At 72.7% G+C, this 20569-nt stretch carries 16 protein-coding genes; 9 read left to right on the top strand and 7 right to left on the bottom strand.

The genetic code is table 11. From position 1 onward, the window contains the following. Positions 1-36: 36 nt before the first annotated feature. Positions 37-687, top strand: coding sequence for a hypothetical protein (locus ABZ883_RS21545; protein ID WP_360908304.1), 651 nt, complete (start codon positions 37-39; stop codon positions 685-687). Between the two features lie 15 nt (positions 688-702). On the opposite strand, the gene pip is transcribed toward ABZ883_RS21545, so the two are convergent. Further along, positions 703-1668, bottom strand: coding sequence for a prolyl aminopeptidase (gene pip / locus ABZ883_RS21540; protein ID WP_360908302.1), 966 nt, complete (start codon positions 1666-1668; stop codon positions 703-705). Between the two features lie 167 nt (positions 1669-1835). Here pip and ABZ883_RS21535 point away from each other — a divergent pair, with 167 nt between their 5' ends. Beyond that, entirely contained in the window at positions 1836-2987 is a 1152-nt protein-coding gene (locus tag ABZ883_RS21535; RefSeq protein WP_360908300.1) for an AI-2E family transporter, read from the top strand. On the opposite strand, the gene ABZ883_RS21530 is transcribed toward ABZ883_RS21535, so the two are convergent. Continuing rightward, on the bottom strand, positions 2984-3604 hold the full coding sequence (locus ABZ883_RS21530) for an SMI1/KNR4 family protein (RefSeq protein ID WP_360908298.1): 621 nt from the start codon (positions 3602-3604) through the stop codon (positions 2984-2986). The genes ABZ883_RS21535 and ABZ883_RS21530 overlap by 4 nt on opposite strands. 585 nt (positions 3605-4189) lie before the next feature. Between ABZ883_RS21530 and ABZ883_RS21525 the strand changes: the two genes are divergently transcribed. After that, complete coding sequence (locus tag ABZ883_RS21525) at positions 4190-8485, top strand: discoidin domain-containing protein (RefSeq protein WP_360908296.1); 4296 nt, start codon at positions 4190-4192, stop codon at positions 8483-8485. An 89-nt stretch (positions 8486-8574) separates the two neighbouring features. Here ABZ883_RS21525 and ABZ883_RS21520 read toward each other — a convergent pair whose 3' ends face one another. Then, a complete protein-coding gene (locus tag ABZ883_RS21520) occupies positions 8575-9054 on the bottom strand; it encodes a lamin tail domain-containing protein (protein WP_360908294.1) in 480 nt (159 codons plus the stop codon). A gap of 340 nt (positions 9055-9394) precedes the next feature. Between ABZ883_RS21520 and ABZ883_RS21515 the strand changes: the two genes are divergently transcribed. Beyond that, positions 9395-10234, top strand: coding sequence for a methyltransferase domain-containing protein (locus ABZ883_RS21515; RefSeq protein ID WP_360908291.1), 840 nt, complete (start codon positions 9395-9397; stop codon positions 10232-10234). Here ABZ883_RS21515 and ABZ883_RS21510 read toward each other — a convergent pair. Then, positions 10197-10814, bottom strand: a complete 618-nt coding sequence (locus ABZ883_RS21510; RefSeq protein ID WP_360908289.1) for a TIGR03086 family metal-binding protein — start codon at positions 10812-10814, stop codon at positions 10197-10199. The two genes, ABZ883_RS21515 and ABZ883_RS21510, sit on opposite strands and share 38 nt — an antisense overlap. Before the next feature lie 242 nt (positions 10815-11056). Between ABZ883_RS21510 and ABZ883_RS21505 the strand changes: the two genes are divergently transcribed. The 4 genes from ABZ883_RS21505 to ABZ883_RS21490 all read left to right on the top strand — a co-directional run bounded on the left by ABZ883_RS21505 (position 11057) and on the right by ABZ883_RS21490 (position 16906). Then, positions 11057-13549: a SpoIIE family protein phosphatase gene (locus tag ABZ883_RS21505; RefSeq protein WP_360908287.1), complete on the top strand. Its 2493-nt coding sequence runs from the start codon at positions 11057-11059 to the stop codon at positions 13547-13549. A 91-nt stretch (positions 13550-13640) separates the two neighbouring features. Continuing rightward, entirely contained in the window at positions 13641-15815 is a 2175-nt protein-coding gene (locus ABZ883_RS21500) for a substrate-binding domain-containing protein (RefSeq protein WP_360908285.1), read from the top strand. 75 nt (positions 15816-15890) lie between these two features. Beyond that, complete coding sequence (locus ABZ883_RS21495) at positions 15891-16628, top strand: dienelactone hydrolase family protein (protein WP_360908282.1); 738 nt, start codon at positions 15891-15893, stop codon at positions 16626-16628. After that, positions 16628-16906: a DUF6295 family protein gene (locus ABZ883_RS21490; RefSeq protein ID WP_360908280.1), complete on the top strand. Its 279-nt coding sequence runs from the start codon at positions 16628-16630 to the stop codon at positions 16904-16906. The genes ABZ883_RS21495 and ABZ883_RS21490 overlap by 1 nt, the downstream gene beginning before the upstream one ends. A 106-nt stretch (positions 16907-17012) precedes the next feature. Here ABZ883_RS21490 and ABZ883_RS21485 read toward each other — a convergent pair whose 3' ends face one another. Further along, positions 17013-18200: a damage-control phosphatase ARMT1 family protein gene (locus ABZ883_RS21485; protein ID WP_360908278.1), complete on the bottom strand. Its 1188-nt coding sequence runs from the start codon at positions 18198-18200 to the stop codon at positions 17013-17015. Between the two features lie 189 nt (positions 18201-18389). On the opposite strand from ABZ883_RS21485, the gene ABZ883_RS21480 reads away from it, so the two are divergent. Next, positions 18390-18911 carry an HD domain-containing protein gene (locus tag ABZ883_RS21480; protein WP_360908276.1) on the top strand — a complete coding sequence of 174 codons (522 nt, stop codon included), beginning with the start codon at positions 18390-18392 and terminating at the stop codon, positions 18909-18911. 34 nt (positions 18912-18945) lie between these two features. Here ABZ883_RS21480 and ABZ883_RS21475 read toward each other — a convergent pair whose 3' ends face one another. Continuing rightward, positions 18946-19674 carry a VOC family protein gene (locus ABZ883_RS21475; protein WP_360908274.1) on the bottom strand — a complete coding sequence of 243 codons (729 nt, stop codon included), beginning with the start codon at positions 19672-19674 and terminating at the stop codon, positions 18946-18948. A 385-nt stretch (positions 19675-20059) separates the two neighbouring features. After that, a partial coding sequence (locus ABZ883_RS21470) for a hypothetical protein (RefSeq protein WP_360908272.1) occupies positions 20060-20569 on the bottom strand: 510 nt, incomplete at its 5' end.

Below are 20569 nucleotides of genomic sequence, written 5' to 3'. Positions count from 1 at the left end.
GCAAAGCACCGCCGCGGTCGGTCCCTGCGGTGGAAGGTGACGACGGCGGCCGTCGCCGCGGCGGCCGCGCTCGGCGGTACCGCCTGGGCGCTGCAGCAGTCCTTCCAGGAACCCGCGGAGGCCGCCGGAAAGCCGAGGCCCGCCGCCGTCTCCCCGGCGCCCGCGTCCCGTACCACCTCGCCCAGCCCCGACGCCGTACCCGGCAAGGGCCTCGACCGGCCGGTCCACGGCGAGCGGAAGGCACCCGGCAAGAAGCACGGCACCGCCACGAGCGGCAAGCCCGCGCACGAGTCGCCGTCCCCGAAGGCGGCGGCGTCCACCCCCGCGAAGGCGACCCACAAGCCCGCCCGGTCCGCCACCCCCACCAAGCCGGCCGCGCCCACGCACCACGCGTCCCCGAGCGCGCCGCACACGACCCACCCGGCGCATCCCTCGGTCAGTCCGTCACCGGTGGTCACCCACCCCGCGCACACGCCCCCGGCCACCCCGCCCGCGCCCAGCGAGCCGGCACCCAGCACCCCGCCGGCGAGCCCCGATCCGACGGACACGCCGCCCCCGGCGACGCAGCCCCCGGCCACGGACACACCGGCCGACGACACGGCCGGCACGGCACCCACCGCCACCGCGCCGGAGCACCGGGTGCCGCGCGGGCACGGCGGATGGTGGCAGCACCGCACAACGAGGTGACACCGCGGGCGCGGATCAGCGCCCGCGCCCCGAGAAACGCTCGACGGCCCGCAGGACGGCCTGCTCCATCGCGGGGCTGCCGGTGTGACCGGAGTCGTCGATGACCTGGAGCTCCGCGTCCGGCCACACCTTGGCCAGTTCCCACGCGGTCGTCAGCGGGCTGCCGAGGTCGAGCCGCCCGTGGATCAGCACGCCGGGGATGCCCGCCAGCCGGTGGGCTTCACGCAGCAGCTGCCCGTCCTCCAGCCAGGCGTCGTGCGAGAAGTAGTGCGCGCAGATCCGCGCGAACGCGATCAGCGCGTCGTCCGCACGGTCACTGTAGGCACCGGGCTTCCCCAGGCTCTCGTGGGCGATGACCGCGTCCTCCCAGGTGCACCAGTCCCGCGCGGCCTTGGCGCGCACGGCCTCGTCCGGGCTGTTCAGCAGCCGGCTGTAGGCGGCGACCAGGTCACCGTCCCGGTCCTCGGGCGGCAGCGCGTCGCGGAATGCCTCCCAGGGGCCGGGCACCAGGCGGCCGACGCCGCGGTACAGCCAGTCGGTCTCCTCGGGCCGGGTCGTCGTCACCCCGACAATGATGATCTCGGTGACGCGCTCGGGGTGGCGCTCGGCGTACGCGAGGATCAGGGTCGACCCCCAGGAGCCGCCGTAGAGCAGCCAGCGCTCGATGCCCAGGTGCTCGCGCAGCCGCTCCATGTCGGCGATCAGGTGCTCGGTGGTGTTCTCCGCGAGGCCCACGCCCGGGTCGGAGGCGTGCGGCAGGCTCTCCCCGCTCCCCCGCTGGTCGAATATGACGACCCGGTAGAGCTCCGGGTCGAAGCCGTTGCGGGCACCCCGCTTGCCGCCGGAGCCCGGACCGCCGTGCACGCACACCGCGGGCTTGCCCTCCGGGTTGCCGCTGACCTCCCAGTGGATCAGCTGGCCGTCGCCGACGTCGAGCTTGCCCTGTGCGTACGGTGCGGAATGCCTGTACGGCGATGCCACGGCGGTCTCCTCCGGTGAGGGTGCGGAACGGGCGCGGAGCGCCCGGGTGAGGCTACTGCCCGCCCCCTGCGCACGTGGGTGCCTTCGGGCGAATGACGCCCGCGGCACGTTGCGGGGGCGCGGAGCGGTGGTACGAGCCCAGGCGTACGGGAGGTGGTGGCGGGCACATGCCCAGGCGAGCGCACACGCAGGGCGGCCCGGACCCGGGCATGCCGCCGACAGGCCGCCGCGACCGCATCCGCACGAGCCGCCGCGCGGCGGCCGGCCGTTCCCCCGGCACGGCCGGGCCCCGGGTGCTTCCCGCGCTCAACACGGCGGCCGCGTACAGCTGGCGGCTCATCGTCGTCGGCGTGGTCGTCTACGGGATCTTCTCCGTCCTGGGCCGCTTCCACGAGATCGCGGTCGCGGTCTTCCTCGGGCTGGTCGGCACGGCGATGCTCCGGCCGGTGGCGGACCTGCTCGCGCGGTGGATGCCCAGGCCGCTGGCGGTCGCGGCGTCGCTGCTCGGCAGCATCGTCCTGGTGCTGGGCGTGCTGGCCCTGGTCGGTGAGGCGGTCGCCCAGGAACAGGAGGGACTGCAGAAGGAGTTCGGGGCCGGGCTGTCCAGAATCGAACGCTGGCTGGAGGCACCGCCGTTCCGGCTCGACCCGAAGGCCCTCACGGACCTCCAGTCCAAGATCGGCGACTGGCTGTCCAGCCACCGCTCGACGCTCATCAGCACCGCGCTGAGCGGCGCCGGACGGCTCATCGAGGTGGGCACGGTCCTCGCGCTCGCCCTGTTCTGCTCGGTCTTCTTCCTGCACTCCGGCGACCGCCAGTGGACCTGGTTCTGCCGTCAACTGCCGCTGTCGGTGCGGGAACGGGTGGCGATCGGCGGCACGGCGGCATGGCGCACCTTCACCGGCTACACGCACGGCATCGTGCTCGTGGCCGGCACCAACGCCGTCCTGGTGGGCCTCGCCCTCTACGCGCTCGGCGTGCCGCTCGCCCTCCCGCTGGCCCTGCTGGAGTTCTTCGCCGCGTTCGTGCCGCTCATCGGCTCGCCGATCGCGCTCGCCGTGGCCGCGGTGGTGGCCCTGGCCTCCAAGGGGCCCCTGGTGGCGCTGGTCGTCATCGCCCTCATCGTCATCATCGGCCAGATCGAGGGCCACGTCCTGCACCCCCTGGTGATGAGCTGGGCCGTCCGGCTGCACCCGGTCGTGGTCGCCCTCAGCGTCATCGGCGGGGCCATCGCGGCCGGCGTCATCGGCGCGGTCGTCGCCGTCCCCCTCGTCTCCGTCCTCTGGTCCGTCCGCCAGGCGCTGCGCACCGGCGCCTAGGACGTTTCCTTCGGATCATCTCCCGGAGGACCGGCGAACCAGGAACGGCCCTGGGCCCAGTGGGTTACCCATCCGGTGAAACCAGGGGTGCCGGGCATCGGGGAGGTGCTCGGCGAGGTACCGAAGGGCATCGCGCCGTACTCGTCGATCAGCCAGACGTGACCGCGCTGCGGGCCGGTGACGACCAGGTGCCAGTACATGCCGCAGCCGTCGGTGCCCAGCAACAGGGAGCCGTGATCGAACACGGCGTCCATCCGGGCCTCGAGCTCCTGCTCCGGCAATGCCTCCTCGCCCTCCTCGTTGTTCTCCCACATCCACGTCGACCTGAGGGGAAACGGCTCCGCGAGCAGGCGCTCGGGGCGGTCGGAGCCCCAATCCGACGGCGGTTGCGCGAAGGGCAGCAGACCGTAGTAGGGCGGCCCGGCCCGCAGGCCGTCGCAGACCTCCGCCACGAACGTGCGATACGGCTCCGGCAGCGTGATGCCGTGCTCCGCCTCGAAGAACCGCACCGCCTCCCAGCCGGCCGGCGGCGACGCCTCGGGACGGGGCACGAAGATCTCACGGAGGGCGGCCAACTCGGCCGGGTCGCAGGTTTCCGTGTTCATGCCGATCATCATGCAAGATCCGAAAGAAACGGCCCAGCCCTCCGCGAACGTTCCGGGCTGCGCCCGTGGCCGGCCGCTGTCACGCCCCGCCGCCGACGCCAAGCACTTTGCCCGAAACCCACGACCAGCAGCCTCGCCGTCCCGTCCCGTCGGTGACGCCGGGCATCCCGAGGCCCGCGCCGCGGTCTCGGTTGTCGGGTCCGTCAGCCAGGCGCCCCGTGCCGCGGCAGCACAACGGGCGCGGCCCCGCGCGAACCGCCCCGAAAGGCGCGCAGCGCGCGGTGGGAAGGGCGGCGCCGGCCGGAATGCGGGCGTCCGAACATGCGGACGAGGCCGTGCCGGAAGCCCAGGGAGCGTAGTGAAGGCGACTGGCCGAGGCAAGGGCAATTGCGAATTGCGCAAAATCTTGCATGCACGCGCAAGTACGTGTCGGCTGCACGGCACAGCAGCGCAAGCCTGTCGCGTCCATATCAAAAGGCCCGGTCGTAGGCATGGACGCCCGCAATCTGCTCTGCAACTATCGCCACGGTTAACGCAATTTCATGAGCGATCAACGCAACTTCTCGGTCACCGACACACGAGAGGCACAGGGACGACATGCGAAGGAAGCACTTGGTCCAGCGGCTGGTGGCGGGGGTGATCGCGGCGGGCATGGTCGTCCTCGGCCTGTCGGCGCCGCCCGCCACGGCCGCCGGCGGGCCGAACCTCGCGGCGGGCAGAGCGGCCACCGCGAGCAGTTCGCACGCCGAGTACGGGGTCGCCAATATCACCGACGGCAGCCAGGACACGTACTGGCAGAGCGCGGGAAGCACCTTGCCGCAATGGGTCCAGGTGGACCTCGGCAGCGGTGTCAACGTCGACGAGGTGGTCGTGAAGCTACCCGCACCGTGGGGCTCGCGCGACGAGACCTTCGCCGTGCAGGGCAGCACGGACGGCAACACCTTCTCCACGCTCTCCGGCTCGGCGGCGCACACCTTCGCGCCCGGTGCGGGCAACACGGTCACCATCGGCTTCTCCGCCGTCACCACCCGGTACGTGCGGCTGAACATCACGGCCAACACCGGCTGGTCCGCCGCCCAGGTCTCCGAGCTCGAGGTGCACGGTGCCGCATCCTCGACGGACAACCTGGCCCAGGGCCGGACGCTGACCGCGAGCGGCAGCAATGCCCCGTACACCCCGGCCAACGCCAACGACGGCAACCAGGCCTCGTACTGGGAGAGCACCAACAACGCCTTCCCGCAGTGGCTCCAGGCCGACCTCGGCTCCTCGGTGGCCGTCAGCAAGGTCGTGCTGAAGCTGCCGCCGTCGTGGGAGGCGCGGACGCAGACGCTGTCGCTGCGCGGCAGCACGGACGGGTCGAACTTCAGCGACCTGGTGGCGTCCCGCGACTACGCGTTCAGCCCCGGGAGCAACAACACGGTCACCGTCAACCTGACCTCGGCGACCGTGCGTTACCTGCGGGTCAACGTCACGGCCAACACCGGCTGGGTTGCCGCCCAGCTCTCCGAGCTGGAAATCTACGGACCGGCCACCGGCGACACGATCGCGCCGTCCGCGCCCACCGGCCTGGCGTACACGCAGCCCGCGTCCGGCCAGATCCGGCTGACGTGGAACGCGTCCACCGACAACGTCGGCGTCACCGGCTACGACATCTACGCCAACGGCATGCTGCGCACGAGCGTCGCCGGCAACGTGACGACCTTCACCGACAGCCAGCCCGACTCCGCCACGGTCACGTACGCCGTGCGCGCCAAGGACGCGGCCGGCAACCAGTCGGGCAACAGCAACACCGTCACCCGCACCGGCGACACCGGCGACACGCAGGCGCCCTCGCAGCCCGGCAACCTCGCCTTTACGCAGCCCGCGTCGGGCCAGGTCAAGCTCACCTGGACCGCCTCCTCGGACAACGTCGGCGTCACCGGCTACGAGGTGTACGCCAACGACCAGCTGCGCACCACGGTCTCCGGCAGCACGCTGACGTACACCGACACCCAGCCGGACTCGGCGACCGTCGCGTACTACGTCAAGGCCAAGGACGCCGCCGGCAACCGCAGCGTCGCCAGCGCCACCGTCATCCGCAACGGGTCCCCCACCGGCCCCGGTTCGAACATGGCGGTCGGCAAGCCGATCACGGCCTCCTCCACCACCCAGAACTTCGTCGCGACCAACGCGAACGACAACAGCGTGACGACGTACTGGGAGGGCGCGGGCGGCAGCTACCCCAACACGCTGACCGTCCAGCTCGGCGCCAACGCCGACGTGTCCTCGGTGGTGGTCAAGCTCAACCCCGACGGTGCCTGGGGCACGCGTACCCAGAACATCCAGGTGCTCGGCCGCGAGCAGGGCGCGACCGGCTTCACCAGCCTCAAGGCCGCGACGGACTACACGTTCAACCCGGCCTCGGGCAACACGGTGACCATCGCGGTCAGCGCGCGCGTCGCCGACGTACGGCTGACGTTCACCGCGAACAGCGGAGCGGGCGGCGGACAGGTCGCCGAGTTCCAGGTGATCGGCACCCCGGCGCCGAACCCGGACCTGACGGTCTCCGCCATGGGCGTCAGCCCGAGCGCGCCGGTCGAGACGGACGCGGTCACCCTGTCCGCCACCGTCCGCAACATCGGTGAGCTGGCGTCGGGCGCCACGAACGTCAACTTCTACCTGGGCACCACCAAGGTGGGCACCGCCTCCGTCGGCGCGCTGGCCGCCGGCGGCCAGGCCACCGTGACGGCGAACATCGGCACCCGTGACGCGGGCAGCTACCCGCTGAGCGCGGCGGTCGACGAGGCGAACACCGTCATCGAGCAGAACGACACCAACAACGCCTACGCCAGCCCGAGTCCGCTGGTCGTCAAGCCGGTCGACAGCTCGGACCTGGTCGCCGCGCCGTCCAGCTGGACGCCGGGCAACCCGGGTAAGAACAACACCGTGACCTTCTCGGTCGCGATCAGGAACCAGGGCACCGTGGCCTCCGCGGGCGGCGCGCACGGCATCACCGTGACGGTCACCGACACCACCTCCGGCAGTGTCGTGAAGACCCTCACCGGTTCCTACAGCGGTGCCATCGCGGCGGGCAGCACGGCGAGCCCGATGAACCTCGGCACCTGGACGGCGGTCAACGGCAAGTACACCGTGCGCACGGTGATCGCCGCGGACGCCAACGAGCTGGCGGTCAAGCAGCAGAACAACACCAGCACCCAGTCCCTGTTCGTCGGGCGCGGCGCCAACATGCCGTACGACATGTACGAGGCCGAGGACGGCGTCCTGGGCGGCGGCGCGCAGGTCGTCGGCCCGAACCGCACCGTCGGCGACCTCGCGGGCGAGGCCTCGGGCCGCAAGGCCGTCACGCTGAACAGCACGGGCAGCTCGGTGGAGTTCACCACCAAGGCCAGCACCAACACCCTGGTCGTGCGCTACTCCATCCCCGACGCCGCGGGCGGCGGCGGCATCAACTCCACCCTGAACGTCTACGTCAACGGCACCTTCCTCAAGGCCGTCGACCTGACCTCGAAGTACGCGTGGCTCTACGGCAACGAGACCGCCCCGGGCAACAGCCCCGGCGACGGCAGCCCGCGCCACATCTACGACGAGGCCAACATGATGCTCGGCACCACCGTGCCGGCCGGGGCGAAGATCAAGCTGCAGAAGGACTCCGCCAACAGCACCACCTACGCGGTCGACTTCGTCAACACCGAGCAGGTCGCGCCGATCGCCAACCCCGACCCCGCGGCGTACACCGCGCCCACCGGCTTCGGCCAGCAGGACGTGCAGAACGCCCTGGACAAGGCGCGCATGGACACGACCGGCACGCTCAAGGGCGTCTACCTGCCGCCGGGCGACTACGACACCTCCAGCAAGTTCCAGGTCTACGGCAAGGCCGTCAAGATCATCGGTGCCGGTCCCTGGTACACCCGCTTCCACACCCCGTCGAGCCAGTCCAACACCGACGCGGGCTTCCGCGCGGACTCCACGGCCAACGGCTCGTCCTTCTCGGGCTTCGCGTTCTTCGGCAACTACACCTCCCGCATCGACGGTCCCGGCAAGGTCTTCGACTTCGCGAACGTCGCCAACATCACCATCGACAACGTCTGGAACGAGCACACGGTCTGCCTCTACTGGGGCGCCAACACCGACAACGTCACCATCACCAACTCCCGTATCCGGGACACCTTCGCCGACGGCGTCAACATGACCAACGGCAGCACGGACAACCACCTCGACAACATCGAGGCCCGTGCCACGGGTGACGACAGCTTCGCGCTCTTCTCCGCGATCGACGCGGGCGGCGCGGACGAGAAGAACAACCTGTACGAGAACCTGACGTCCCTGCTGACCTGGCGTGCCGCGGGTATCGCGGTCTACGGCGGCTACGCCAACACGTTCCGCAACATCCTCATCGCGGACACGCTGGTCTACTCCGGGGTCACGATCAGCTCGCTGGACTTCGGCTACGCGATGAACGGCTTCGGGACCGAACCGACCACCATCCAGAACGTCTCCATCGTCCGCGCCGGCGGGCACTTCTGGGGCGGTCAGACCTTCCCGGGCATCTGGCTCTTCTCGGCCTCGAAGGTCTTCCAGGGCATCCGCGTCAGCGACGTGGACATCGTGGACCCGACGTACAGCGGGATCATGTTCCAGACCAACTACGTCGGCGGGCAGCCGCAGAACCCGATCAAGGACACGGTCCTCACGAACGTGACCATCAGCGGTGCCCACCGCAGCGGTGACGCCTTCGACGCCAAGTCCGGCTTCGGCCTGTGGGCGAACGAGATGCCGGAGTCCGGGCAGGGTCCGGCGGTCGGCTCGGTCACCTTCAACAACCTGCAGTTCAACGACAACTACCAGGACATCAAGAACACCACGTCCACCTTCACCATCACGCGCAACCCGTAACCCGTAACGGGCAGGGCGCACAAAGGCGGCGTGCCGCGACTGGATGTCGCGGCACGCCGCTCGTTCACCGGGCCCTGCCCGGTACGGGCTCAGCGGTGACGACGGCCGCCCCACTCCTTGCTGTCCACGAAGCCACCGCGGTCGTTGCGCAGCGTGGCGCTGTCACGGTTGTCCCAGACACCCTTGCGGCGGTCCTGGAAGACGTCGAACCGGCTGTCGCGGCCCTGGCCGGTGTGCACGCGCACCTTGGAGTGGCCGGGGAGGCGCAGGAAGTTGAAGCGGTAGCGGTTGCCGTCGCTGTCGCTCAGGGTCCAGCCGCGCAGGTTCACGGCGTCGCGGCCCCGGTTGACCACCTCGACCCACTCGGTGTTGAGCGCGCGGTTCGAGCGGACCCCGCGGGCACCTTCGTTGTGCCGGACGTCGCCGATCGACACCGAGGTGCGGGGGGACGGGCCGTGCCCGTGGCCGCGGCCGTTGTCCGCGGAGGCCGGCATGGCGGCGGCCGCCACGACGGCGCCGGAGGCGAGGACGGTGGCGATGACGCGACGGGCGTTGAACGAAGCAGACATGATGCCCCCTCATCAGGGTGCGTCCCGGAACTCCCGTGTTCCGGTGACGCGGTACGGATACCTCGGCGGTTGGCCGATGACCCAACTCTGACCTGCCGCGACGGCAAAATCCGGAAGATCCGCTTCACGTTACGGAATGCGGACATATCCGTAACCCTCACCTGTAGGCGACATCTGTCAATGTCATAGGACACTCCCTGTCATTGCCCGATACATCGACCCGCTCGCCACACGTCATCCGCGCGACGACATGTCACTCACAGGGGTAAGCGCCCCGTGCGCGACATTGACGCGGCGGCCCGAGGGCCTTTGTAACGGCTCCGTCTGCGAACATCGCGTCATGGCGACACACGAACCCGGCACCGGCTACCTGCTCGACAACCGGCAGTCCGAGGCGGGCGTCCGCTTCGGGGCCCTCGCCGAGCTCTTCGACCCCGTGACGTTCCGCCACGTCGACGCCCTGGGGATCGGCTCGGGGATGCGCTGCTGGGAGGTGGGCGCGGGCGGCCCGTCCGTGCCGCTGGGGCTGGCCCGGCGTGTCGGGCCCGGCGGCACGGTGGTCGCCACCGACATCGACGTGTCGTGGGCACGGGAGGCGGCCGGCGGCGTGATCGACGTACGGCGCCACGACGTCGCCGGCGACCCGCCGCCCGAGGGCGGCTTCGACCTGGTCCACGCGCGGCTGGTCCTGGTGCACGTCACCGACCGGGCCGAGGCCCTGCGGCGGATGGTCGCGGCGCTGCGGCCGGGCGGCGTGCTACTGCTGGAGGACGCCGACCCGGGCCTGCAGCCGCTGCTGTGCCCGGACGAGTCGGGGCCCGCGCAGGAGCTCGCCAACCGCCTCCGGTCCGGATTCCGGACGCTCATGGCGGAGCGCGGCGCCGATCTCGCGTACGGCAGGACACTTCCCAGGCTGCTGCGCGAGGCGGGTCTGGAGGACGTGCGCGCCGACGCGTACTTCCCGATCACCTCCCCCGCCTGCACGGTGCTGGAGGCCGCCACGGTGCGGCAGATCCGCGGCCGGCTGGTGGCGGCGGGCCTGGCCACGGACGAGGAGATCGACCGTCATCTGGCCCATGTCGCCACCGGCACCCTCGACCTCGCCACCGCCCCGATGATCTCCGCGTGGGGACGCCGGCCGCTCAGCGCGGCGGACGCCACCCCGGATCCCGCCCGGTGAGCGCGACCAGCCGGTCCAGCGGCGGCGCCGTCGGCGCTACGGGCACCGGGCGGCCGAAGGGCCCGGATCCGTCCGATCCCGCGGTGAACGGGGTGAGCAGCGCGAGCGCCGCCTCCAGGCCCGCCGGGTCCGGCCGGTAGTCCTGGCCGGTGGCACGGGCCAGGTCCCAGCCGTGCACCAGGAGCTCGTTGAGGGCGAAGCACCCGGCCGCGCCGGCCGGCAGGTCGACCCCTCCGGCGCGGGTGCCGCCCTCCCACGCGAGCGGGCTGCGCCAGGCGTCCGCCATGCCCGCCAGCAGTTCCGGCAGGCTGGCCCGCCAGCGCGCCGGCGGGTCCGGCGGGAGTGCGCCGGCGGGATCGCTGTCGGTCGTGGGCCCGAGGTCCTTGCGGGCGGCGTCGCGGAAGGCCGCGCACAGCCCCGCGACATGGCCGATGAGACGGCCCACGGTCCAGTCGGGGCACGGGGTGGGAGCGCCCAGCCGGTCGTCGCCGATCCGCTCCAGCACGGCGGCCACGCCGAGCGCGGCGGGACGGAGGTCGGGCTGCCCCGCGATACCGGGGCCGTGGAACTGCTGCGTCATGGGAGTCCCCTCGGAAGTCGGTTTTCCTCACCGACACGACCGCGGCGGCGCGCGGAACTCATCGGTGCGGGGGTCCGGGGTCGGCGGGGCCCCGGCCGGCGGTGGGCCGCCAGCGGGTGCTCCAGATCTTGCCTGAAGGCAGTATTGACCTGTGGAGGTCCTGCGCACGAGGCAGCGCCGCCCGGACCGGCCGCGCGGACGCGGGCGGCGCGGTGCTCCCTGACGCTTCGGGCGACTCGCCCGTGAAGGGTGACGCGTACGCCGTGCTCGACGACCGCGGCGCCATCGCGAGCTGGAGTCCTGGCGCGCAACGGCTGCTCGGGCACACGGCGGCCCAGGTGATCGGAAAGCCCGCCGCCCACCTGCTGCACGCCGCCGCGGACACGGACGAAGCGGCCCGCATCCTGGAACGCCGCCGCGCGGACCGCTCCGTCGTGCTCGGCGTGGCCGGTCTGCGCCACCTCGACGGCCACCGCGTCGACGTGGCGCTGTGGGCGCATCCGCTCGTCCTGTCCGGACGGCAGCACTGGCTGCTGCAGGTCGAGGACGCCGAGACGGTGCGGCGCGGCGACCTGCGTCACGCTCTGCTCCAGGGTGTGTTCACCGAGTCGCCGTTCATCATCGACGTCTTCGACCGGGACCTGCGCTTCGTCGCCCAGAACGACTCGCGCAAGCGCGCGCCGGGATTCGACGACGTCGTCGGACGGACGATGCGGGAGGCCGCGCCGCCCGGTCTGCTCGACGTGGACGCCCTGGAGAGCCGGCAGCGGCAGGTCCTCGCCACGGGGAAGGCGCTGATCGGCACCGAGGTCCGCGGCCGGGACCCGCGCGACCCGGACCGGGACACCGTCTGGCAGGAGACCATCCTGCCGCTGCGCGGCACCGCCGGTGACGTGGTGGCGCTGGCCCACATGGTGACGGACACCACCGAGGAGTCCCGTGCCCGCGAGCGGCTCGACCTCGTCAACGAGGCCAGCGCCCGCATCGGCAGCCGGCTGGACGTCTTCTCCACGGCGCAGGAGCTCACCGACGTGGCCGTGCCGCGCTTCGCCGACCTCGCCTACGTCAATCTGGTGGACCCGGTCTTCGGCGGGGCCGAGCCGGTGACCGGCCCGCTGCACGAAACGGTCGTGCTGCGGCGGGCGGCGAGCACCATGGAGACCAGCGACCTGGCGAAATCCATCCTCACCACCGGGGATGTCGACATGTTCGCCTCCGCGCCCGACTCCCACACCCGGCGCGCCCTCGCCGACGGGGAACCGGTCCGGCTGAGCGGCGAGGAGGTCACGAGCGAACTGGCGGCCTCCGATCCGGCGCGCGCGGCCCTGGCCGCCCGGTACGGCGTCCATTCCTGGCTGCTGGTCCCCATGTTCGCCCGGGGTGCGCCGCTCGGCTCCGTGGTCTTCGTCCGGATCACCCGCGCACACCCCTTCGAGGACGACGACCTGCCGCTGGCCAGGGAGATGGTGACCCGCGCCGCGGTGTGCATCGACAACGCCAGCCGCTACACCCGGGAGCGGACCACGGCACTGACGCTGCAGCGCAACCTGCTGCCGCGGAGCCTGCCCGAACTGCGGTGCGTGGAGACCGTGTCGCGCTGTCTGCCGTCCGGTGAGCAGGCCGCGCTCGCCGGTGGCTGGTTCGACGTGATCCCGCTCTCCGGCGCCCGGGTCGCGATGGTGATCGGCGACGCCGGCGGCGAGGGACTCTACGCGGCGGTGTCGATGGGGCGGCTGCGGACGGCGGTGCGTACCCTCGCCGACCTCGACCTCTCGCCCGAGGAACTCCTCACCCATCTCGACGACCAGGTCAAGCGCACCCTCAACGACCGGCCCGCCCCGCTCGAACCCACCGAGCAGGCCGCCCGCTCCTGCCTGTTCGCGGTCTACGACCCGATCTCCCGCAAGTGCCGCTTCGCCGGCGCGGGCCACCCGCTGCCGGTGCACGTGGGCGCGAGCGGGCAGGCCTCGTTCGTGGACGTCCCCGTCGGGGCCCCGCTGGGCGTCGGCGCGGTCCCGTACGAGTCGGGCGAGGTGACCCTCGCCGACGGCGACGTCCTGGCCTTCTACACCGGCGGGCTGCTCGGCACGCCGGGCGAGCGGGACCGCGGCGCGGGCTCCGCACGGCTGCGCGAGGCGCTGTCCGACCCCGCCATCGTGTCCGCCCTGCGCGCCGGCGGCGGGCTGGTGTCGCTCGGCGAGGCCGGCGACGCCGTCCTGAACCGGATGCAGGGCGCTTCGTCCGGTGCATCTGATTCATCTGGTTCATCCGGTTCGTTCGGTTCATCCGGGAACAACGACGTGCTGCTGCTCGCGCGCGTGCACGAACTGGAGCCCGACCGGCACGTGACCTGGGAGCTGCCCTCCGAGCCGGAGGCCGTCGGGCTGGCGCGCGCGCTCACCGTGGAGAAGCTGGCCGAATGGGGCCTGGACCAGCTGGAGTTCACCACCGAACTGCTGGTCAGCGAACTGGTCACCAATGCCATCCGGTACGGCAGGCCCCCGCTCCGGCTGCGCCTCATCCACGAACGCACCCTCATCCTCGAGGTCTCCGACGGCAGCAACACCTCGCCCCGTGCCCGCCGTGCGCTGGAGACCGACGAGGGCGGGCGCGGTCTCTTCCTGGTCGCTCAGGTCGCGAAGTTGTGGGGCACCCGCTACGAGGTGCGCGGCAAGACCATCTGGGCCGAACAGCCCCTGGACGAACCGGTGGACGGGACCGGCGGCGCACTGTGAACGCGGGGACGGCCGGTGCGGGAACCCCGCCCGCGTTTCCCTATGCTGAGTGCTGCTCAGGAGGGCGGGGCGGCGCGGAGGGAGCGCACAGGTGACGCTGCTGGACGGCGATCCGCGGTCGGTCGGGGGGTACCGGCTGGAAGGCAGGCTCGGCGCCGGGGGCATGGGGGTCGTCTTCCTCGCCCGGTCCGTGTCGGGCCGGCGCCTGGCCGTCAAGGTGATCCGTCCCGAACTGGCCACGGACGACGAGTTCCGGGTCAGGTTCCGCCGCGAGGTGGCCGCGGCCCGCCGGGTCAGCGGGGCCTTCACCGCACCCGTCGTGGACGCGGACGCCGATGCCGAACAGCCCTGGCTCGCCACGCTCTTCGTCCCCGGTGACTCCCTGCACCGGCGGGTCACCGAGCAGGGCCCGCTGCCGGCGCGGGAGGTGCGGCAACTGGCGGCCGGGCTGGTCGAGGCGCTGCGCGACATCCACCGGGCCGGCCTGACTCACCGCGACCTGAAGCCCGGCAACGTGCTGCTCTCGGACGACGGCCCCCGGGTGATCGACTTCGGCATCGCGCACGCAGCCGACGGCGAACGCCTCACCCAGACCGGTGTCGTGGTCGGCACTCCGGCCTTCATGGCGCCCGAGCAGTTCACCGCGGACACCGCCGGTCCGGCGGCGGACGTGTTCGCGCTCGGCTCGGTGCTGGCGTTCGCGGCCACCGGGCACGGCCCCTTCAGCGGCGACAGCTCGCACGCCATCGGTTTCCGCGTGGTCTACGAGGAGCCGGATCTCAACGGCCTGCCTCAGGAGTTGCGGCCCCTGGTGACGGCCTGCCTCGCCAAGGACCCGGAGCGGCGGCCCACCGTGGAGGGGCTGCACGACTCGCTCATGGCGCCCGCCCCGGACGCCCAGGATGATTCGGCCACCCCTGACACCCCTGACACCGCGGACATCGTGGCCGCGACCCCCGCCGACGTCCCGCCGGCCACCGTCGCCGACGCGGCGGTCCCCGCCCCCGTCCCGGCGCGGCTCCCGACCCCGACCCTGCGTCCGGCCGTACCGCCGCCGCCCGCCGGGGAGTTCGGCCCGGCGCCCGGGGATCCCGCAGGGCCGCCGGGGGGCCGGACCCGGCCCTCCCGGACCCGCGTCGCGCTCACCGCGGGCGCGGCACTGCTGCTGGTCGCGGCGGCCGCCGTCACCGTCCCCCTGCTCGTCAACGGGGACGACGGCGACGGACGCACGCGGGCGGGCCGTGACGGCCCGAGCGGGGTCACGTCCTCCGGGGCCTCCGAGACGTCCGCCGCCGCGTTCTCGTGCGCGGGCGCGAGCGGGAATCTGCGGGGCAGCGGCGCGAGCAGCGTGGACCCCGTGGTCACCGCGTGGACCAGCGGCTTCGCCACGGCCTGCCCCGGTGCCGACGTCCAGTACGACCCGACGGGAACCGGCGCCGGGGTGCTGGCCTTCACCACCGCGACCACCCACTTCGCCCTGACGGACAGCCCGTTGAGCGCCGCGGACCGGGCGCGGGCCGACCAGCGGTGCCCGGCCGGAGGCGCCCTGGTCCTGCCGCTCGCCGCCACCCCCGTGGCCGTCGTCCACCACCTCCCCGGCGTCCGTGACCTGGTCATGGACGCGCCCACGCTCGCCGCGGTCTTCGACGGCACGATCACCCGGTGGGACGATCCGGCGATCCGGCGGCTCAATCCCGGCACGGCACTGCCGTCGCAGGCGATCACCGCCGTCCACCGGTCCGACGCCTCGGCCACCACCAGGACGTTCACCGGCTACCTGGCCGGAGCCGCCCCCGCGGCGTGGTCGCACGGCAGCGGCACGTCGTGGCCGGGCCGGGCCGGCCAGGGCGCCCAGAGCGCGCGAGGGCTCCGCGCCCAGGTGACACAGGTCCCCGGCGCCATCGGCTATCTGGACCTGGGTGACGCCGCCGGGCTGGACACCGTACGGCTGGCGACCGGTGCGTCGAAGCCGGTGGCGGCGACCTCCGCCGCGACCACCACGGCGGTCGGCGCGGGCGACCCGTCCCTCGCGACCGTCGCCCTGGACCCCGCCACCCACGCCGACGGCGCCTACCCCCTCGCCAGGGTCGACTCCGCGCTCGTGTGCGCCAAGGGCAACGACGCCCGCTCGCTCCCCGTACTCAAGGCGTTCCTGTCGTACACCGTCGGCGCACAGGGCCAGGAGACCGCGGTGCGGCAGGGGCACGCCCGGCTGCCGGAGGCACTGGCCGCCCGCGTCCGTACCGCCGTCGGAGGGCTGGGCTGAGCACCTGGGAGGGAGCCTTCCGGAAGGGCGGACTATCGTGTCGATCATCCGTCACCTCGAAGGGAAACCCCTTTCATGTACGACGCAATCCTGGCCGAGACGATCACCGTCACGGGCCACGACGACGACCGGATCGAGGCGTACGCGGCGCGCCCGATGACCCCCGGGCCGCTGGGCGGCGTGGTGGTGATCCACCACATGCCGGGCTACGACGCCCCGTCGAAGGAGATCACCCGCCGCTTCGCCGCGGAGGGCTACGCGGCCGTCTGCCCGAACCTCTACAGCCGTGAGGCCCCCGGTGCCTCCCCCGACGACGCGGCCGCGACGGCGCGGGCCCGGGGTGGAGTGCCCGACGAGCGGCTGCTCGGCGACGTGGCGGGCGCGGCCGCGTACCTGCGCGGGCTGCCGTCGTCCAACGGGCGGGTGGGTGTCGTCGGTTACTGCTCCGGCGGGCGCCAGGCGTTCCTGGTGGACGCCTCGCTCGACGTGCAGGCGGCGGTCGACTGCTACGGCGCCTTCGTCGCGGGCCGGCCGCCGGAGGGCTTCCCCCTCCAGGTCGAGCCGCTGCTGCACCTGACGAAGGACCTGCGCGCCCCGCTGCTCGGGCTGTTCGGCGTGGAGGACAGCTATCCCTCGCCCGAGCACGTCGCCGAGCTGGAGGCCGAGCTCAAGGCGCACGGCAAGCCGTACGAGTTCCACAGCTACGAGAACGCGGGCCACGCCTTCTTCGCCGTCGACCGGCCGAGCTACCGGCCGCAGGCGGCCGTCGACGGCTGGTCCCGGATCCTCACGTTCTTCGGGGAGCACCTCTGATGTGCACCTACCTCACGGAGAAGGTCCGCATCGAGGGCAGCGGGAAGGGCGCGCAGGGCTACTTCGCGCTCACCGACGCGATGGTCTACGTCGACCATCCGCAGCACGCGCCCTTCGAGCACACCGTCAACATCGACTTCATGAACCCGGAACTGGGCCCCTCGGCGCGGGTGGCCGTCGAGCTCACCGAGGAGGCCGCGCTCGCGCTGGTGGAGGCGATCCGCTCGGCCCTCGCCTCGGCGCCCCCCGGGCTCGCCTCGGCGTCCGCGGGCCGCTGAGGTTCCCTGCGGGGCGCTGGGCCGGATCGTCACGTCCCCTCGGGGTGCCCCGCGTGGCCCGGTCACGCCGACCACGGGACGGCTCTCCGCCGTGTGACGACACGGCCTAGCCGGGGATCGCCACCTGGATCAGCGCGTGGGTGCCGGTGGTGCGCCAGGGCGTGCCGGTGGCGTCGAGACGGGCGACGGTCCGCGCGTCGACGCCGGTGAGGGTGTCCGACTTGAGGGTGCGCAGGGCCGCGACCGGGCCGGGGAAGTACGCGGTGACGTCCGCGAACGGCACGGTCGCGGCCCACCGCCGGTCGCCGACCAGGCGGCGGTAGTTGAGGTCCCCCTTCATCACGGTGACGGCGGCTGCCGCGAAACGGTCGCGCAGGTCGCCGGGCAGGGCGTCGTAGGGCAGCGGCGCGCAGGCGAACGGGTGGGTGGACAGCGTCAGGCGGTCCGCGCGCAGGGCCTCGGCGAGCCGGTGCCCGATCCACCCGGCGGCGCCAGGCGCGTGTGCCATGCGGCGCAGGCACATCAGCACGTCGCGGGGAGTGGCGTCGGAGACGAAGTACGGGCGCGGCTTGAGCATGAGCTCGACATGCCCGGCGCGTCCCGTGGCCAGCAGGTGGTCGACCAGCACGAGGTCGGCGAGGATCTCGCGGGCGCTGTTGTCGGCGACCACGACGACCTGGCCCCCGTCCAGGAGCGGCCACAGCCGGTCGGACTCGTCGGCCACGTACGTCCCGGACGGCTCGGGGGCGCCAACCGGCTCGCCCGCGATGGTGAAGCCCAGGTCGGCCTGGTTCCCCCAGACGGCGGCGGTCAGCAGGCGGTGCTCCCGCTCCTCCTCGGTGAGAGCGGCCAGCTCGTCGAGGGCCGCGAGGTCGCCGGCGAAGCCGTGGCCCTCCAGCTCGGCGTCCTTGAACGGCGCGAAGAAGTCCAGACCGTGCCAGGGCCCTCCGGCGAGATGGCCCGTGGCGTCGAGCAGCCTGCGGTAGAAGTACGACTCCGCCCACAGGAACGGCAGTTCGGGCCACGCCCTGCCGTACATCCCCTGCCCCCAGCGCTCCCACACGGCCGCGTCGGCCGCGTCCGCCGGCAGCGGGGCGACGGTGCCGTGGCGGGACTCCTCCAGGAGCGCGGCACACGCCTGGCGCTGCGCGCCGCCGAAGGGAACGGCCTCCAGGATCCGTCCGATCAGGACCGGGTGGCGGACCTGGAAGACGTTCCAGGCGAAGGAACCCGGCTCGTCGCAGGTGATGGGGGGCGCGTCCGCGGGCGTCGAGCCGTGCGCTTGGTGGGGCATGCGTGGTCCTCCAACGGTGGGAACGCAATTCTCACAGGAAGCGGCGCGAAATCACGGACCGCACGCCCGTAGGGGGGAGGGCGTCCCCTGCGCCGCTGACCCGATGACCCCACCGAACCCGCTGGAACGCGCTGGAACGCGCTCTCGGCGACCCGGGCGACCCTCCGATGCGCCGGGTTGCCGCCCGCGGTGGCCGCCCTCCTGCTGCGCCTTCAGTCCCCGCCCCGTCTGGCGGCGCACCTGCGGGCCGTCCACGACGTCGCCCATGAGCCGGCCGACTGGGCGCGGGAGCACTGCCCGGGCCTCCCGGTGGACCGCGAGGCGGTACTCTTCGGCGCGGCGACGCACGACATCGGCAAGACGGTCCACGAGGCGGAGTTGTCCGGCCCGGGCTCCGCGCACGAGGAGGCCGGCCGGGAACCGCTGCTGGCACACGGCTTCCCCGCGGAACTCGCCCGCTCCGCCGGGACCCACGCCTCCTGGGCGCGATCGGCGGTGACGGTGGAGGAGTTGCTGGTAGGCACCGCCGACAAGGTGTGGAAGAACCCGCGGGTCCCCGATCCGGAGGACCGACTCGTGGCACGGCCGGCCGAGGCCAACGGCACCGCCCGCCGGGTGGAGTTCCTCGCGCTCGACGACATTCTCGGCCGAATCGGCGAGCAGGCTGGCCGCCGCCTCGCCTTCCAGGCGTCCTTCCCGGTACGGGGCTGACCGACCCGGCGAACCTGTCGTCGGTGACGCGTGCCTACTGGGGCATCCACAGTGAGAACTCGTTGCCGTCGGGGTCGAGCAGCAGCATCCGCTCGCCGTCTCCGATGCCGGTGTCGGCGCCGGCGCGTGTCGCGCCGAGCCAGACCGGGCGGGCCACCTCCGCCGCCCCGTCGGCGTGGGCAGGGATCTCCAGCTCCAGGAACAGCCTGTTGGGGCCGGTCTTCGGCGGTATCGGAGGCCCACCCCAGGTGATCTTCGTCCCGCCGTCGGGCGACTGGATGGCGGTCTCTTCGTCCTGGTCCCAGACGGGCGGCCACTTCAGGGCCTCGCTCCAGAAAAGGCCGACCTCCCGCGTGCCGTCGCAGGACAGCGCGCCGATGAGGCCCGTGCCGGCGAGGAACGTGTTGGCCGCCTCGATGACACAGAACTCGTTGCCGTCCGGATCGGCGAGCACCACGTGTTCCTCTTCGGGGAGTTGGCCCACGTCGAAAGGGGTCCCTCCCCGTTCCAGTGCCCTGGCGACAGTCCGGTGCTGGTCCTCCGGGGAGGCGCTCGTCAGGTCGAAGTGCGCCCGGTTCCGCCCGGTCCTCTGCTCCTGACCCCCCGGCACGAAACGCAGCTGGAACCCGGCCCCGTCAGGGGGCAGCACGGCGACGCCGTCCGGACCTTCGACCGGCTCCCAGCCCAGGACCCCGGACCAGAACCGCGCCAGGGCCGGCGGCCGGGCCGCACGGAAACAGATCGCACTCAGCTGACTGGTCATCCCGCTGCATCTCCGATCGGCCGACACCCGGTACGAACCGCGTCCCGCGACAGCGCCGGCCCAGGGGTGACCGTGCGACGCCCGCATCCGGGTTTCCGCTGGGTCCGGTCCACCCAACGCGCCTTTGATCGTGCGAGGTTGGCGGTGTCTGCCGGCTCTCGAGCCCGTTGCCGCCATGAGGACGCCCTGGCCTCGGCCGCGGTCCGGAAACACCGGCCCACGCTCCGTCCGGCTGTTGACCGCAGGACAGCAGCGCGAGGCCTTCCGTCTGCAGGCGGCCGGAGAGGGCTTGGCGCAGCCGATCAGCGAGCAGGCTCCGGATGCGGCCGCGGACGCGCGGCGTTCCACGGTGGAACGCCGCGCGTCCGAGCGGGCGGCTTCGCCGTCAGCGGCTGCTCGTGGTCTCGATGTCGACGATGCGGTCGTACCGCTCCAGCAGCACGAAGAGCTTGTTCTTCTGCGTCGTCCCGCCGCTGCCGTAGGTCAGCGTGACGACGACCTCGTGGCCGTTGCCCACGGCGCCGTTGTCCCGCACCGTCCACCGCGCCGGCACATTCTGGGCACGCAGGACGCCGTCCGCCCCGTTCTCCTCCTCCCAGGTCGCCAGCCGCCGGGCGAAGTCCGGCGTCAGGTAGTGCGTGCGGAGCGCCGCGGCCAGCGCGCCATCGGGGTCCTCGTAGTCGCCCTTCGCGTCGATGTACGCGCCGTAGAAGTCGGCGACCCGGGTCACCGCCTGACCGGGCACGCCGCTGACCGGCCCCGGCACGGCGGCGGACACCGCCGCGGGGGCAAGGGCGGCTCCCTGGGCCGGCACCGTGAGCCCCAGCGGCAGGGCCACCGCCGCGGCGGCAAGGCCGGCGATCAAAGCGGTACGGCGGACGGGCCTACGGGCGGT

The sequence above is a fragment of the Streptomyces sp. NPDC046977 genome, from assembly GCF_040644455.1.
In the GTDB taxonomy this organism is placed as follows: Bacteria; Actinomycetota; Actinomycetes; order Streptomycetales; family Streptomycetaceae; genus Actinacidiphila.
This window is presented reverse-complemented; position numbering and strand designations above follow the sequence as displayed.

Excerpts from the sequence above, each read along its gene's own strand:
- ABZ883_RS21535 (WP_360908300.1), top strand. The coding sequence starts at position 1,836 with ATGCCCAGGCGAGCGCACACGCAGGGCGGCCCGGACCCGGGCATGCCG.
- ABZ883_RS21530 (WP_360908298.1), bottom strand. The coding sequence starts at position 3,604 with ATGATGATCGGCATGAACACGGAAACCTGCGACCCGGCCGAGTTGGCC.
- ABZ883_RS21525 (WP_360908296.1), top strand. The coding sequence starts at position 4,190 with ATGCGAAGGAAGCACTTGGTCCAGCGGCTGGTGGCGGGGGTGATCGCG.
- ABZ883_RS21520 (WP_360908294.1), bottom strand. The coding sequence starts at position 9,054 with ATGTCTGCTTCGTTCAACGCCCGTCGCGTCATCGCCACCGTCCTCGCC.
- ABZ883_RS21515 (WP_360908291.1), top strand. The coding sequence starts at position 9,395 with ATGGCGACACACGAACCCGGCACCGGCTACCTGCTCGACAACCGGCAG.
- ABZ883_RS21510 (WP_360908289.1), bottom strand. The coding sequence starts at position 10,814 with ATGACGCAGCAGTTCCACGGCCCCGGTATCGCGGGGCAGCCCGACCTC.
- ABZ883_RS21495 (WP_360908282.1), top strand. The coding sequence starts at position 15,891 with ATGTACGACGCAATCCTGGCCGAGACGATCACCGTCACGGGCCACGAC.
- ABZ883_RS21490 (WP_360908280.1), top strand. The coding sequence starts at position 16,628 with ATGTGCACCTACCTCACGGAGAAGGTCCGCATCGAGGGCAGCGGGAAG.
- ABZ883_RS21485 (WP_360908278.1), bottom strand. The coding sequence starts at position 18,200 with ATGCCCCACCAAGCGCACGGCTCGACGCCCGCGGACGCGCCCCCCATC.
- ABZ883_RS21475 (WP_360908274.1), bottom strand. The coding sequence starts at position 19,674 with ATGACCAGTCAGCTGAGTGCGATCTGTTTCCGTGCGGCCCGGCCGCCG.